Below are 13,300 nucleotides of genomic sequence, written 5' to 3' on the forward strand. Positions count from 1 at the left end.
CGTCGTTTGCGACTTGGAAATCTCATGGTCTTGACAGCTCAAGGAACTCCATTTATCCACTCTGGTCAGGAATACGGACGTACTAAACAATTCCGTGACCCAGCCTACAAGACTCCAGTAGCAGAGGATAAGGTTCCAAACAAATCTCACTTGTTGCGTGATAAGGATGGCAATCCATTTGACTACCCTTACTTCATCCATGACTCTTACGATTCTAGCGATGCAGTCAACAAGTTTGACTGGACTAAGGCTACAGATGGAAAAGCATATCCTGAAAATGTCAAGAGCCGTGACTATATGAAAGGGTTGATTGCTCTTCGTCAATCTACAGATGCCTTCCGACTTAAGAGTCTTCAAGATATCAAAGACCGTGTCCACCTCATCACTGTCCCAGGTCAAAATGGTGTGGCAAAAGAGGACGTAGTGATTGGCTACCAAATCACTGCTCCAAACGGTGATATCTACGCAGTCTTTGTCAATGCGGATGAAAAAGCTCGCGAATTTAACTTGGGAACTGCCTTTGCCCACCTCAGAAATGCTGAAGTTTTAGCAGATGAAAACCAAGCAGGGCCAGTCGGAATTGCCAACCCGAAAGGACTTGAATGGACTGAAAAAGGCTTGAAATTAAATGCCCTTACAGCCACTATTCTTCGAATCTCTCAAAATGGAACTAGCCATGAGTCAACCGCAGAAGAGAAACCAGACTCAACCCCTTCCAAGCCTGAACATCAAAATGAAGCTTCTCACCCTGCACATCAAGATCCAGCTCCACAAGCTAGACCTGATTCTACTAAACCGAATGCAAAAGTAGCTGATGCGGAAAATAAACCTAGCCAAGCTACAACTGATTCACAAGCTTCACAACCACATAAGGACAGTAATACTCAATCACTTCCAGCTACTTCTACACAAGCTATTGTAACTTCCTACACTCCAGCTTATACAAATAAGAAACCGGAAACTCCAAATCAGGCAACTAAAGCTAGTTGGAAACAAGAAAATGGCATCTGGTATTTCCATAAAGCAGACGGTTCTCTAGCTACTGGTTGGATCAAAGATGGAGATACTTGGTATTATCTAAAAGATGATGGCTCTATGTCAACTGGTTGGGTGAAAGATGGCAATGTTTGGTACTTCCTAAATAGTAACGGCTCTATGTCAACTGGTTGGGTAAAAGATGGAGATACTTGGTACTATCTAGATCCATCAGGAGCTATGAAAGAAAATCAATGGTTTGAAGTTTCTGGCAAATGGTACTATGTTGATTCATCAGGTAAACTTGCAGTTAATACAAGAGTTGAAGGATATTTGGTCAATGAAAACGGTGAATGGGTTAGCTAAAACTGCTACTGTATAACCTTTGCATAGCTAGATATAACTAATCCAAATACAGGAAGCTCAACGATAACAAATTCCTGTTGGCAGGAATCAACCTCCTTGCCCTTCTAGGTCTCGGATTCTTGCTAAAAAACAAAAAAGAGAACTAAAACTCAATGAAAATCAAAGAGCAAACTAGCCGCAGTCTGCTCAAAGCACTGCTTTGAGGTTACAGATGGAAACCGACGTGGTTTGAAGAGATTTTTGAAGAGTATAAACTAGCCCTCCTATAGAACAATCCCCCAAGTCTTAACGCTCGGGGGATTGATTTTTGTACAATATTTATTGTCCTAATAGGCCTGATGAGGATTTTTTATTAAGCCTCTTTCATGGCAAAGTAAGCCCGTACTTTTGGTGCCACTTGTGTGCCGAAGAGTTCAATAGCTCTCAGGACTTGTTCATGAGGCATAGAACCAAGAGGTAGGTGCAACATAAAGCGGTCCAAACCTAAATCCTTAATCATGCGAATCAATTTTTCTGCCACCTGATCTGGATTGCCCACAAACATGGCGCCATTTGGTCCTACTTGCTCTAAATATTGCTCATAACGCAATTCCTGCCAGTGCGGACGGTCTTTAGAAATAGCATCCACCACTTGCTTGGTCGGATGGAAATAATCTTTCACCGCCTGCTCGCCATCCTCAGCAATCCAACCCCAAGAATGAGCCCCAACCTTTAGTTCCTGACTGGCATGGCCCGCTTCGCTCCCAATCTCACGATAAGCCTGAATAAACTTTTTAAAATAACGAGGATTGCCACCGATAATGGCATAGACAATCGGTAGACCTGCCTGAGCAATCTTCACTGTTGATTCGACATGACCACCTGTCGCTATCCACAAGGGTAATTTGTCCTGAACTGGACGAGGATAAACTTCTTTACCAGCAATCGTTTGGGTCAATCGACCTTGCCAGTCTAACTTGGTCTTTTCATTGACTAATTGAAGCAAGTCTAATTTCTCATCAAAAAGGGCTTCGTAGTCTTTCAAATCATATCCAAACAAGGGAAAAGATTCCGTGAAAGAACCCCTTCCAGCCATAATCTCCGCTCGTCCATTTGACAAAGCATCGATAGTGGCATACTGTTGGAACAAACGAATCGGATCCATGCTCGAGAGAATGCTGACTGCGCTGGTCAAACGGATTTTCTTGGTATTGACTGCCCCAGCTGCCAGGATAATCTCTGGGGCTGATACCGCAAAATTCGCTCGATGGTGCTCGCCAATCCCATATACATCCAAACCAACCTTGTCAGCCAGTTCAATCTCCGCCACCAACTGGCGAATGCGTTCGGCATGACTGTAAGTCTGGCCAGTCCCTTCAAGTTCCGTTGTTTCCCCAAATGTTGAAATTCCCAATTCTACCACAGTGATTCTCCTTGTCTACCTCTGTCCTTCATTTTGAAAAATTATTCTAACACTAATCTTGAAGACAATCAACCGATTTGCTCACAAGAAAAAGCCTAGATAACTAGACTTTTTTGGCTTATTCTACCGTTACTGACTTAGCAAGGTTACGTGGTTTATCCACATCAAGGCCACGGTGCAGAGTTGCAAAATAAGCGACCAATTGCGTTGGCACAACCATTGAAATTGGTGAGAGGTAAGGGTGTACAGTCGTAAGCACGATGTCGTCTGTATCCTTGGCAACATTTTCTTCTGCAATAGTGAGAACCTTGGCACCACGGGCTGCGACCTCTTGGATATTTCCACGAGTATGGTTGGCAAGGACTGGATCTGACAAGAGTGCCAAGACAGGTGTTCCTTCTTCAATCAAGGCAATGGTTCCGTGCTTGAGTTCTCCTGCCGCAAAGCCTTCACACTGGATGTAAGAAATCTCTTTGAGTTTAAGGCTTGCTTCCATAGCTACGTAGTAATCTTGACCACGCCCAATATAAAAGGCATTGCGAGTTGTTCCAAGAAGCTCACGAACCTTGGCTTCGATGGTTTCTTTCTCTGAAAGAGTTGATTCGATAGACTGAGCTACGATTGACAACTCATGAACCAGGTCAAAGGCTTGCGCTTTAGCATTGCCATTTGCTTCTCCGACTGCTTTTGCCAGGAAGGCAAGGGCTGCGATTTGTGCTGTATAGGCTTTAGTTGATGCCACAGCAATTTCAGGACCTGCGTGAAGAAGCATGGTATGGTTGGCTTCACGTGAAAGAGTTGAGCCTGGTACATTTGTCACTGTCAAGCTTGGGATTCCCATTTCATTAGCCTTGACCAAAACCTGACGGCTGTCCGCTGTTTCACCAGACTGGCTGATAAAGATGAAAAGTGGTTTCTTGCTGAGAAGTGGCATGCCGTAGCCCCACTCAGATGAGATTCCAAGTTCAACTGGCGTATCTGTCAATTCTTCCAACATTTTCTTAGAAGCAAATCCTGCGTGGTAAGATGTCCCAGCTGCAAGGATGTAGATACGGTCTGCGTCTTGAACAGCCTTGATGATAGCTGGGTCTACGACAACTTGACCAGCCTCATCTGTGTAGGCTTGGATCAACTTACGCATCACTGTTGGTTGCTCATCGATTTCCTTGAGCATGTAGTAAGGATAAGTTCCCTTACCGATATCTGACAAGTCTAGCTCAGCAGTGTAACTAGCACGCTCACGACTGTTGCCATCATAGTCTTGAACTTCCACACTATCAGCCTTGACGATTACTAACTCTTGGTCATGAATTTCCATATATTGGTTGGTCTCACGAATCATAGCCATAGCATCTGAGCAGACCATGTTATAACCTTCACCAAGACCAATCAAAAGTGGTGATTTATTTTTAGCTACGTAGATGACTTCAGGATTTTGTGAGTCAACCAAGGCAAAGGCATAAGAACCACGGATGATGTGAAGAGCTTTTTTGAAGGCTTCAAGAACTGACAAGCCATCTTCTTCCGCAAATTTTCCAATCAAGTGAACGGCGATTTCCGTATCTGTTTGCCCCTTGAAGTGGTGTCCTGCAAGGTATTCCTCCTTGATTTCAAGATAGTTCTCAATGACCCCATTGTGAACCAAGACAAAACGTTCTGTCTCAGAGCGGTGTGGGTGAGCATTGTCTTCCGTTGGTTTCCCGTGAGTCGCCCAACGAGTATGTCCGATACCAGTTGTACCCTCAACACCAGCTGTCTTAGCAGATAATTCTGCGATACGACCGACAGCCTTGACTAGGTGATTTTCAGCACCACCTAGGACAAAAATTCCCGCAGAATCATAGCCACGGTATTCGAGCTTTTCAAGCCCTTGAATCAAAATATCAGTTGCATTTGTGTTTCCAACAACACCAACAATTCCACACATAGTATATACGACACAGGCAAGCTGTGCTTTCTCCTTAAATTGGTATAGTCTAATTCCTCTTTTATAGAATCAGCAAAAACAGTATATACTTGTTTCTTTCACTTGTCAAGAGTTAAAATTGGTATAGTTAAAATTCATCTCCTGTAAGCAAAAAACTCTGACCAATTAGGATAATCAGTCAGAGTCCTTTTTAAAATCCATTATTATCGCTTAATTCCTTGAACCAGTGCCCTGATTTTTTCAGACGACGTTCTTGCGTTTTCAAGTCTAATTCGACCAAACCATAGCGATTTTTATAACTATTGAGCCATGACCAACAATCGATAAAGGTCCAAATTAAGTAGCCCTTACAATTGGCTCCATCTTCAATGGCACGGTGCAGTTCACGAAGATGACCTTTTACAAAGTCAATACGGTAATCATCTTGAATCATTCCATTCTCACGGAATTTTTCTTCCCCTTCAACACCCATACCATTCTCTGTCAACATCCACTCAATATTGCCATAATTTTCCTTGATATTTTGGGCAATGTCATAAATCCCTTGCTCATAAATCTCCCAGCCACGATGAGGATTGATTTTACGTCCAGGCATCACATAAGGCTCGTAAAAATGTTCGGGTAAGAGTGGACTCTCTGGATGCTTAGCAAATTGAGGCGCCATAACACGCAAAGGTTGATAGTAGTTGACACCAAGGAAGTCCACCGTATTGTCACGAATGAGTTCCAACTCCTCCTCTGTAGTATCAGGCAAGAGACCGTATTCATGCAAGATTTCTACCAACTCCTGTGGATAAGTTCCCAAAACAGACGGATCTAAGAAAGATTGGGCCTGAAAAAGGTCCGCAATCCTAGCAGCCTTGACATCAGCAGGATGCTGGCTACGTGGATAAGCCGGTGTCAAATTTAAGACAATCCCAATCTTGGAATCTGGCAAAAGTTCATGACAGGCCTTGACCGCTAGACTGCTAGCTAATTGTGTGTGATAAGCTACTTTAACCGCCGCTTCTGCATCCACCTTATGTGGATAATGGGCATCGTAAAAATAGCCAAATTCTACTGGAACGATTGGCTCGTTAAAGGTAATCCATTGATCCACTAAATCTCCATAAGTCTCAAAACAAAAACGAGCATAGTCTTCATAGGCTGAGACAGTTGCCTTATTTTCCCAACCATCACCAGCCTCTTGAAGGGCAAAAGGCAGATCAAAATGATAAAGATTGACTAAGAGACGAATCCCCTTAGCCTTAATAGCTTCAAAAACCTTACGGTAAAAATCTACACCCTGAGGATTGACTTCCCTACGCCCTTGTGGAAAAATCCGTGACCACTGAATAGAAGTCCGAAAGGCCGTGTGACCAGTTTCTACCAGTAGCTCGATATCCTTTTCCCAATTTTCATAAAAGGTCGATGTCTTATCTGGACCAATCCCATTATAGTAACGATTCGGCTCCACTTGGTACCAATAATCCCAGATATTATCGCCCTTACCGTCACCAGCTACACGTCCTTCTGTTTGTGGTCCAGAAGTAGAGGATCCCCAGACAAAATCCTTTGGAAATCTTAGCATACATTTACCTCTTTATCTACTCATTTTTCCCATTATACAGAAAAAACAAGGTAAAAACTAGTTACATTTTTTCCTTGTTTTTCTTCTGATTATAGTTTTTATTTCTTGCTGAGAATTTCAAGCGTTTCAAGTAAGTTATCTGCATGAACTTCGATGGTGTCACCAGTCGCTTTAATCTTCACTTCTACGATGCCATCGGCTGCTTTCTTCCCAACAGTGATACGGATTGGCAATCCAATCAAGTCGCTATCGCTGAATTTCACTCCGACACGTTCATTACGGTCATCTGTCAAGACTTCGTAACCAGCTCCCATCAAGTTTGCTTCAAGTTTTTCTGTCAAGGCTTGCGCTTCTTCGTCCTTGACATTGACAGTGATCAAGTGCACATCAAATGGTGCCAATTCTTTAGGGAAATTGATTCCCCAAGCATAACGGTATTCACCTTTTGGCGTTTTGTTAACAAAGAGGCGAGCGTGTTGCTCCATCACTGCTGAAAGGAGACGGCTGACACCGATACCGTAACATCCCATGATAATTGGCACAGCACGGCCATTTTCATCCAAGACATCTGCTCCCATGCTTGCTGAATAGCGAGTGCCAAGTTTGAAGATGTGACCAATTTCGATACCACGCGCAAAGTTAAGGACTCCTTGCCCGTCTGGGGAAATTTCACCCTCACGAACTTCACGGATATCCACATATTCTGCAGTAAAATCACGGCCTGGGTTCACACCAGTCAAGTGGTAGCCATCTTCGTTAGCGCCGACCACTGCATTGCGAACATCTTGCACCTTACGGTCTGCAATGATTTTAACATTCTCTGGCAAACCAACTGGTCCAAGTGAACCGAACCCTGCTTGAACAACATTTGCAATTTCTTCTTGGCTAGCAACGTCAAAGAAATCTGCTCCCAAGTGGTTTTTCAACTTGACTTCGTTGAGTTGATCATTTCCAACTAGAAGGGCTGCAACAAGCTCACCATCTGCCATGTAGAAGAGGGTTTTAATCGTTTGTTCTTCTGGAACATTGAGAAAGGCTGCAACTTCATCGATTGATTTAACATCTGGTGTTGCAACACGAGTCACTTCTTCTTCAGCGACAACACGGTTGCTTGGTTTGTACTCGTTTGTTGCCATTTCTAAGTTAGCCGCATAGCTAGATTCACTTGAGTAAGCAATGGTATCTTCACCAGAAACCATCCATTTGAGCAATTCTGCCTTGATTTCTTCTTGCACTTCTGCAGGAATTTCGTCAAATGAAGCAACTGACTTATCCAAGACAACCCAGCGATCAAGGTCTGTACGAGCTGGTGTGATGGCCATAAATTCTTGGCTGTCCTTACCACCCATGGCTCCACCGTCACCAATAATTGCCTTGAAATCTAAACCACTACGAGTGAAAATACGCTCATAAGCAACCTTGTACTCATCATAAACACTGTCCAAGCTATCATAGTTAGCGTGGAAGCTGTAGGCATCTTTCATGATGAACTCACGTGTACGGAGAAGTCCATTACGTGGGCGTTTTTCATCACGATACTTAGGCTGGATTTGGTAAAGGTTAAGTGGCAATTGCTTGTAAGACTTAACAGAATCACGGACAATAGCTGTAAAGGTTTCTTCGTGAGTTGGACCTAGGATAAAGTCTGATTGTTCACGGTTTTTTAGTTTGTAAAGGTCTTCACCATAAGTTTCGTAACGACCTGATTCGCGCCACAATTCTGCACTGAGAAGGGCAGGAGCCAACATCTCAACGGCACCAATCTTGTCGAATTCTTGGCGCATGATATTTTTAGCTTTTTCAATCACACGATTGGCAAGTGGTAGGTAAGAATAAACACCTGCTGAGACTTGACGAACATAACCAGCTCGCAACATAAGAGCATGGCTGACAACTTGAGCATCGCTTGGCATTTCGCGAAGCGTTGGGATAAGCATTTTACTTTGTTTCATAATATTCCTCGATTATCTAAAAAAGAGTCGCATAATGTCATTCCAGGTCACAGCAATCATCAAGACAACCATGATGACCACTCCGGCCAAGGTGACATAGGTTTCAATTTCTTGTTTCAATGGTTTGCGGCGGATGGCTTCTAGGATATTGAGCACAATCTTACCACCATCCAGGGCTGGAATCGGAATAAGATTAAAAATCCCAATATTGATGGAAATAATTGCTAAGAAGTACAAGACATTCTCAATTCCATTTTTAGCAGCATCACTACTTGCCTTAAAGATGGCAACAGGTCCACCTAGCTTGTTCAAATCCGGTTGAAAAATCAGATTTTTCAGAGCTGATAGAATTCGGAGAGCTGAGTCAGCTGCGGTTGTAAAACCACCTACAAACATAGATAGAAAATCTGACTTAATCCCCGGTTGAACACCTAGAAGGTAACGGCCTTGACTTTCTTCCGGAGTAACAGTGACTTGTTTGTCACTACCATTTTCAAAAATAGTCACATCCAAGGTCGAAGCCGTCTTATCTTTGGTTTCTGTTTCCACAGCCTGAATCAAACTTTCCCAGTTGCTAACCTCATGTGAGCCAATCTTGGTAATTTGGGCCGTTTCTGGCACTCCTACCTTAGCCAAAGCACCTTGGGGCATAACATGGAACTGGTTGGTATCGACATCTCTGACACCACCCTGCATGAAGATTAAAATCCAGAAAACAACAACCCCTAAGATAAAGTTGTTCATAGGGCCTGCAAAATTGGTAATCAGTTTGCCCCAGATAGTTGCATTTTGATATTGAACATCCAAGGGAGCAATCCGAACCTCAGTACCATCTGCTTCCACAACCGTTGCATCGTGATCTACTGCAAATGTTTTTTCTTCTTCCAGAACCAAGCCCTTGATAAAGAGCTTATCTTCAAAATCAAACTGGGTCACCTGCATGGGGAGGGCTGTTTGATCTAATTTTTTACCTGAAAGATTGATGCGTTTAACCTTACCATCATCAGTAAGCGTCAAACTGACAGGAGTTCCTGTCTTGATTTCAGTGGTATCATCACCCCAACCGGCCATACGAACATAGCCCCCAAGAGGTAAGATCCGAATGGTATAGGCCGTTCCATCCTTGCCAATATGAGCAAAGATTTTTGGCCCCATACCAATGGCAAATTCACGGACTAGAATCCCTGATTTCTTGGCAAAGTAGAAGTGCCCAAACTCATGCACCACCACAATAATCCCGAAAACCAGAATAAAGGTTAAAATTCCGAGCATAGTATTTCCTCCGTCTTTTGATTAAAAGAGTCCAAATAAGTGCATGATTGGAAATACAAGCAACATACTATCAAAACGATCCAAAACACCACCATGTCCAGGGATAAATTTCCCAGAATCCTTGACACCAAAGTGACGCTTGATCGAACTTTCTAGTAAATCACCAAATTGTCCAGCTATGCTAAAGAAAATAGCAAAGACTGACATCTTGTAAATTCCATACGGAAGAGCGACTGTACTGTCAAACATCATAAAGATAATAGTTACTAAAATAGCACCTAAAATACCACCTAAAGCACCCTCAAAGGTTTTATTTGGAGAAACTATCGGAGCTAATTTTCGTTTCCCATAGTTCATCCCAACAAGATAGGCACCACTGTCGGTCGCCCAGACAATACACAAGGCCAAAAGCGCCTTATCTAAACCTGCAATTCTAGCATCTAATAGAGCATTAAAACCAAAGCCCACATAGAAACTCATAGCAAGAGGGAAAACCGCATCCTCAATCGTATAAGACTTGCTAAAAACAGTCGTTCCTAACATGATTGAAATCAAAACACTATAGGCAACCACATTCCCATCAACTGGTAAAAAAGTCAGATAATTCTCCAAGGGAATGGTCAAAGCAAAGGTTGCAAAGAGGGTCAAGAGACCCTCCATCGTCATGGTCTCTAGACCTCTCATCTTCAAAAGTTCATGCATGGCTAGCATGGCTATGATTCCAATTGCTATCTGAAGCAAGAGTCCCCCAATCATTAAAATTGGTAGGAAAATAGCCAGGGCAATCCCTGCAAACAAGGTTCTTTTCTGTAAATCCTGTGTCATATTTCCTCCTAAACTCCTCCAAATCGGCGATGACGACGATTGTAGGCAAGAATGGCTTCCTGCAAGGCTGCCTCGTCAAAATCAGGCCACAAGGTGTCTGTAAAATAGAGCTCACTATAGGCTCCCTGCCATGGAAGGAAATTGCTCAAACGCAATTCTCCACTGGTACGGATAATCAAGTCTGGGTCTCGTAAGTCCTTAGGCAAATGCTGGGTGAAGAGATAGTTGCCAATCAATTCCTCTGTAATGTCACCTGGGTTGATTTTGGCATCTAACACATCCTGAGAAATCAACTTAAGAGCCTGTGTAATCTCAGCACGTCCACCATAGTTGAGGGCAAAATTAAGAATCAATCCTGTGTTGTTCTTAGTCAATTCCTCAGCCTTAGTCAGAGCTTCAAAGGTTTGCTTAGGCAGGCGGTCTGTCTCCCCAATCATTTGAATCTTAACATTATTTGCATGCAGTTCCGGGACATAATTATCATAAAACTCTACTGGCAAGTTCATGATAAACTTGACTTCCTGATCTGGACGGGTCCAGTTTTCTGTAGAAAAAGCATAGACCGTAATCACCTTAACGCCTAGTTTGTTGGCTGCCTTGGTCACAGTTTGCAATGCTTCCATGCCTGCCTTGTGTCCAAAAACTCGCGGTTGCATACGTTTTTTAGCCCAACGGCCATTTCCATCCATGATGATGCCGATATGAGCAGGAACCTGTGTCGGAACCTCTACTTCCACAGCCTTATCTTTCTTAAAAAATCCAAACATGATCTTATTCCTATTCAAAAATCTATCGTTTCATTATACCATATTTCCCTATTTTCTTCTATCACTAAGCTATTTATTCTCAGGCACAAAGCCCATTTTTCAAAAAAATAAGCCGCCTGATTGGGCGACTTTATTTTTATAGGGAGATTATTATGAAAAAGTTTTAGGAGTTTAAGTTAAGGTCTTCTTAACTTATGGACTTAGTATACACTTCCTAGCTTAAAGTTTCCTTAAGAAGTTTTAAAAATCAAATTTTTCCATTTCTCCTGCCAATTTTTCTTGGATAATCGTGTTTGATAGAGCTTCATTCGGTCTTCATTTTCTAAGAAATGAGGAGTTGGACGAACTTGAAAATTCAAAATATCCTCCAAACCATAAGGTGCATAGAGTTCAAAATCGGATTCTTCATTCAAGCGTAGTCCAACAGCCGTACACCGTTCTGGATACTTACTCATAGCATCACAAGAGCTACTATAGGGAGCAGTATGAGGGCTGTGCTGGTGCATATAGACCTGATTTTTCAATTCCCACTGGTACTGAGGAAAGCCCTCTCTCAGCTTTTTCTCTAGGAACAAGGTTTCCTCATAAGAAATATCTGGATCAAAGAAAATCACATCTACATCTGTTTCACAGTCAAAAGGGGATTTGTCTGACAAGAGATTCCAGATGAAATTTCTGACAGAACCCGCTGCCAACCAGGAATCTTTCAACTCCAAGTTTCGGATGACAGTCAGAATAGCCATCATATCTGGATTTTTTCTAAAAGCTTCTAGAATTTCTTGCTTATTTTTCATTATATTCATAACCTAAGTGATCATATGCTTTAGCAGTCGCTACCCGTCCAGAACGTGTCCTCATGATAAAGCCTTTTTGAATCAAGTAGGGTTCATACATGTCTTCAACTGTCTCACGCTCTTCTGCTATGTTAACAGAAAGAGTTCCTAGACCAACAGGACCACCACCGTACATCTCAATCATGGTGCGAAGGATTTTTTGATCCACATAGTCTAGACCTTCATGGTCAACATCCAGCATGGTCAGAGCCTTAGCGGTAATAAGATCATCGATAACCCCATTCCCCATAATCTGGGCAAAATCGCGCACGCGCTTGAGGAGACGATTGGCAATACGAGGGGTTCCACGACTACGCAAGGCCAACTCAGATGCCGCCTCATGAGTGATTTCCATCTCAAAAATATCTGCTGTCCGCTCAACAATTTCTGTCAAGTCAGCATGGGCATAATACTCCATATGACCTGTGATCCCAAAACGTGCCCGTAGCGGATTGGAAAGCATACCAGCCCGAGTCGTAGCACCAATCAAGGTAAAAGGTGGCAACTCCAAATGAACACTGCGACTGCCTTCACCAGCACCAATCATGATGTCAATGTAGAAGTCCTCCATGGCACTATAAAGCACCTCTTCCACCGACATGGGCAAGCGATGAATCTCGTCAATAAAGAGGACATCCCCAGGCTCTAAGTCATTCAAAATCGCTACCAGATCACCAGCTTTTTCGATAACAGGACCCGACGTCTGCTTGAGATTAACACCCAGTTCGTTTGCAATAACAAAGGCCATGGTCGTCTTCCCCAAACCTGGAGGCCCAAATAAGAGCACATGATCCAGCGCTTCATCCCGCATTTTAGCAGCTTCGATAAAGATTTGAAGCTGATCCTTAACCTTATCCTGCCCAATATATTCACGTAAATACTGAGGACGGAGCGTGCGTTCTACTAACTCCTCATCCCCCATTATCTCATTGTCTAAAATTCTACTCATGGCTCTATTATATCAAAAATCCAAGCCACAAACAAAAAAGCCACCCGATTGGGTGACTCCTAAGTTTAGCATGTATGTGGTATAATATTTTACGACACTGCTACACCGCCTACGAAAGGAGGTGAGATAGCCCATGATGGAATTAGTACTCAAAACTATCATCGGACCAATTGTGGTCGGTGTCGTTCTTCGATTAGTCGATAAATGGCTAAACAAGGACAAATAGTGTCAAAAAAGACCTCAAGCTTATTTGGTCGTGAGCTTGGGGTCTTTTCTAGCCTATGATATAGAACTAGTACTCAATTCCTGTTTATTATCCCATAGTTCACAAAATTTGTCAAAGGTTTATATCCTCGGCTTTTCAAGCTTTAACCGCTTTACAACAAGACTTTCAAGTTTAAGATAAAGTTAGGGATTCTATCAATTTCATAGAAATTTTGATTTAGTAAACAAATAGACAAT

12 protein-coding genes and 1 pseudogene are annotated in these 13,300 nt (G+C 42.7%); 4 read left to right on the forward strand and 9 right to left on the reverse strand.

What is annotated here, in order from left to right:
• The 3 genes and pseudogenes from WKI42_RS06720 to WKI42_RS11060 all read left to right on the forward strand — a co-directional run.
• Positions 1–894: pseudogene (locus tag WKI42_RS06720) on the forward strand (amylopullulanase); the annotation flags it as partial.
• A 21-nt stretch (positions 895–915) separates the two neighbouring features.
• Entirely contained in the window at positions 916–1,341 is a 426-nt protein-coding gene (locus tag WKI42_RS11090) for an N-acetylmuramoyl-L-alanine amidase family protein (RefSeq protein ID WP_173282729.1), read from the forward strand.
• A 77-nt stretch (positions 1,342–1,418) separates the two neighbouring features.
• Positions 1,419–1,487 (forward strand): LPXTG cell wall anchor domain-containing protein, encoded by a 69-nt coding sequence (locus WKI42_RS11060; RefSeq protein ID WP_440581619.1) that lies wholly within the window; start codon positions 1,419–1,421, stop codon positions 1,485–1,487.
• A gap of 206 nt (positions 1,488–1,693) precedes the next feature.
• Here WKI42_RS11060 and WKI42_RS06725 read toward each other — a convergent pair whose 3' ends face one another.
• The 9 genes from WKI42_RS06725 to ruvB all read right to left on the reverse strand — a co-directional run bounded on the left by WKI42_RS06725 (position 1,694) and on the right by ruvB (position 12,838).
• The gene (locus WKI42_RS06725) at positions 1,694–2,743 is read right to left on the reverse strand and encodes an Atu2307/SP_0267 family LLM class monooxygenase (RefSeq protein WP_173274984.1); all 1,050 of its coding nucleotides are present in this window, start codon (positions 2,741–2,743) and stop codon (positions 1,694–1,696) included.
• 118 nt (positions 2,744–2,861) lie between these two features.
• Positions 2,862–4,670 (reverse strand): glutamine--fructose-6-phosphate transaminase (isomerizing), encoded by a 1,809-nt coding sequence (gene glmS, locus WKI42_RS06730; RefSeq protein ID WP_173253125.1) that lies wholly within the window; start codon positions 4,668–4,670, stop codon positions 2,862–2,864.
• Positions 4,671–4,860: 190 nt separating this feature from the next.
• Entirely contained in the window at positions 4,861–6,240 is a 1,380-nt protein-coding gene (gene bglA / locus WKI42_RS06735) for a 6-phospho-beta-glucosidase (protein ID WP_368081499.1), read from the reverse strand.
• A 98-nt stretch (positions 6,241–6,338) separates the two neighbouring features.
• Complete coding sequence (locus tag WKI42_RS06740; RefSeq protein WP_368081500.1) at positions 6,339–8,192, reverse strand: proline--tRNA ligase; 1,854 nt, start codon at positions 8,190–8,192, stop codon at positions 6,339–6,341.
• Positions 8,193–8,204: 12 nt separating this feature from the next.
• Positions 8,205–9,464 carry an RIP metalloprotease RseP gene (gene rseP, locus WKI42_RS06745; protein WP_368081501.1) on the reverse strand — a complete coding sequence of 420 codons (1,260 nt, stop codon included), beginning with the start codon at positions 9,462–9,464 and terminating at the stop codon, positions 8,205–8,207.
• A gap of 21 nt (positions 9,465–9,485) precedes the next feature.
• Complete coding sequence (locus WKI42_RS06750; RefSeq protein WP_368081502.1) at positions 9,486–10,289, reverse strand: phosphatidate cytidylyltransferase; 804 nt, start codon at positions 10,287–10,289, stop codon at positions 9,486–9,488.
• An 8-nt stretch (positions 10,290–10,297) separates the two neighbouring features.
• Entirely contained in the window at positions 10,298–11,056 is a 759-nt protein-coding gene (locus WKI42_RS06755) for an isoprenyl transferase (protein WP_000466719.1), read from the reverse strand.
• Between the two features lie 230 nt (positions 11,057–11,286).
• Positions 11,287–11,859 carry a nucleotidyltransferase family protein gene (locus WKI42_RS06760; RefSeq protein ID WP_368081503.1) on the reverse strand — a complete coding sequence of 191 codons (573 nt, stop codon included), beginning with the start codon at positions 11,857–11,859 and terminating at the stop codon, positions 11,287–11,289.
• Positions 11,840–12,838, reverse strand: a complete 999-nt coding sequence (ruvB, locus tag WKI42_RS06765; protein ID WP_078748265.1) for a Holliday junction branch migration DNA helicase RuvB — start codon at positions 12,836–12,838, stop codon at positions 11,840–11,842. Before ruvB ends, WKI42_RS06760 begins: the two co-directional genes overlap by 20 nt.
• A gap of 133 nt (positions 12,839–12,971) precedes the next feature.
• Between ruvB and WKI42_RS06770 the strand changes: the two genes are divergently transcribed.
• The gene (locus WKI42_RS06770) at positions 12,972–13,064 is read left to right on the forward strand and encodes a type I toxin-antitoxin system Fst family toxin (protein WP_000970382.1); all 93 of its coding nucleotides are present in this window, start codon (positions 12,972–12,974) and stop codon (positions 13,062–13,064) included.
• The last annotated feature ends 236 nt before the right edge of the window (positions 13,065–13,300 follow it).

This window comes from Streptococcus pseudopneumoniae (genome assembly GCF_038148935.1).
Lineage (GTDB): Bacteria > Bacillota > Bacilli > Lactobacillales > Streptococcaceae > Streptococcus > Streptococcus pseudopneumoniae_U.

Excerpts from the sequence above, each read along its gene's own strand:
- WKI42_RS06760 (WP_368081503.1), bottom strand. The coding sequence starts at position 11,859 with ATGAATATAATGAAAAATAAGCAAGAAATTCTAGAAGCTTTTAGAAAA.
- rseP (WP_368081501.1), bottom strand. The coding sequence starts at position 9,464 with ATGCTCGGAATTTTAACCTTTATTCTGGTTTTCGGGATTATTGTGGTG.
- WKI42_RS06770 (WP_000970382.1), top strand. The coding sequence starts at position 12,972 with ATGATGGAATTAGTACTCAAAACTATCATCGGACCAATTGTGGTCGGT.
- ruvB (WP_078748265.1), bottom strand. The coding sequence starts at position 12,838 with ATGAGTAGAATTTTAGACAATGAGATAATGGGGGATGAGGAGTTAGTA.
- WKI42_RS06755 (WP_000466719.1), bottom strand. The coding sequence starts at position 11,056 with ATGTTTGGATTTTTTAAGAAAGATAAGGCTGTGGAAGTAGAGGTTCCG.
- glmS (WP_173253125.1), bottom strand. The coding sequence starts at position 4,670 with ATGTGTGGAATTGTTGGTGTTGTTGGAAACACAAATGCAACTGATATT.
- bglA (WP_368081499.1), bottom strand. The coding sequence starts at position 6,240 with ATGCTAAGATTTCCAAAGGATTTTGTCTGGGGATCCTCTACTTCTGGA.
- WKI42_RS06740 (WP_368081500.1), bottom strand. The coding sequence starts at position 8,192 with ATGAAACAAAGTAAAATGCTTATCCCAACGCTTCGCGAAATGCCAAGC.
- WKI42_RS06750 (WP_368081502.1), bottom strand. The coding sequence starts at position 10,289 with ATGACACAGGATTTACAGAAAAGAACCTTGTTTGCAGGGATTGCCCTG.